The organism is Rhizobacter sp. P2_D12 (assembly GCF_056404395.1).
Genome location: NZ_JBFUEB010000294.1, coordinates 1 through 1,371, shown reverse-complemented (window position 1 = coordinate 1,371; position 1,371 = coordinate 1). Strand labels below are relative to the sequence as shown.

Genomic DNA, 1,371 nt, shown 5'->3' with positions numbered 1-1,371 from the left:
TGGCCACGCTGCTCGACGCGCTGGGCCACGTGCCGGTGGTCGCGCACGACGGGCCGTCGGCACTGCAACTGCTGGAGACCGAGCGCGTCGACATCGCGGTGCTCGACATCRGCCTGCCGGTGATGGACGGCTACGAGCTCGCGCAGCGCATCCGCGCGAGAGACGGGCGCAAGTCGCTGCGGCTGATCGCGCTGACCGGCTACGGGCAGGCCGAGGACCGGGTCAAATCGGCCGCACACGGCTTCGACGAGCACCTGGTGAAGCCGGTCGACATGGACACGCTGCTGCAGTTGTTGGCCTGAACAAGCCAGACCCCGACTCGTCAAGGGCCATAGGCCATCCCTTGACGCAAACCACCAAAATGCGAATCATTCGCAACAACAACGATGAGCTTCAGGGGGTAGAGCGTGTCAATGACCAGCAACGAGCCTGCGGGCCTGGGGGGTGCGTTCGTCGCGCACCGTGCCAAGCTGCAAGGGCTGGCGCACAAGATCACCGGCCGGCGCGAGCTGGCGGAAGACGTGGTGCAGGAGGCGTTCCTGAAACTGTCCGACGTCTCGGCCAGCCTGCCGGTGCAGCAGCCGGTGGGCTATTGCTTCCAGGTGGTGCGCAACCTGGCGATCGACTGCCGGCGCCGGCTGATGCTGGAGGCGGGCGTGTTCGCCGACGGCGAGAGCGGCGAGCACGTGGCGGCGCAGCAGGGCACGCCGGAGCAGTACGCGATCAACCGGCAGAACCTGGTGATCGTCGATGCGGTGCTCGGCAGGCTGCCGGCGCGCACGCGCCAGGCCTTCGAGATGTACCGCGTCGGCGGGCTGACGCAGCGCGCGATCGGCGAGCGGCTGGGCGTGTCGGCGGCGCTGGTCAACACGATGATCCGCGATGCGGTGCAGGCGCTGGCGGGGTGCCGGCACCTGCTCGATACCGAGTAGCCGCGCGGGGCGGGTCCTAGAATCCGGCCCGATGAGCACCGACAACCCCGAAAGCGACGACCCCGTGTGGCAGACCGCCTGGCGCTGGGTGCTCCGCGAGCACGAACAGCCGCTGAGCGAGGACCAGCGCGACGAGTTGATGCGCTGGCTCGACGACGACGCCCGCCACCTGGCCGCACACCAGAAGGCCTCGCGCCTGTGGCTGCTCGGCGGCCTGGTGCCGCCGGTCAACGAGGATCCCTCGGTCGGGTAGCCCGGATATTCAATCCGGGGTTTCTGTTTCCGCTTCGGAGCGAGCAAAGGCGCGTGCGGGCAGGCTGGGGCGCGCCGGATGGGGCGGTCCTCGCCCCTGGGGGCGAGGACTTCCCTGCGCTGCCTGCTTTCAAGGCCCGTCGCCGAAACTCCCGCCGCTCGCTGCGCTCGCTGTGGTCAAACAGTC

At 69.2% G+C, this 1,371-nt stretch carries 3 protein-coding genes; all 3 read left to right on the top strand.

What is annotated here, in order from left to right; genetic code table 11:
* The coding region (locus AC1DYN_RS32545; protein ID WP_477966937.1) for a response regulator at nt 1-302 on the top strand (302 nt) is incomplete at its 5' end.
* A 111-nt stretch (nt 303-413) separates the two neighbouring features.
* Nucleotides 414-932, top strand: coding sequence for a sigma-70 family RNA polymerase sigma factor (locus AC1DYN_RS32540; protein ID WP_477966935.1), 519 nt, complete (start codon nt 414-416; stop codon nt 930-932).
* Between the two features lie 31 nt (nt 933-963).
* Nucleotides 964-1,185 carry a DUF4880 domain-containing protein gene (locus tag AC1DYN_RS32535; RefSeq protein ID WP_477966933.1) on the top strand — a complete coding sequence of 74 codons (222 nt, stop codon included), beginning with the start codon at nt 964-966 and terminating at the stop codon, nt 1,183-1,185.
* The last annotated feature ends 186 nt before the right edge of the window (nt 1,186-1,371 follow it).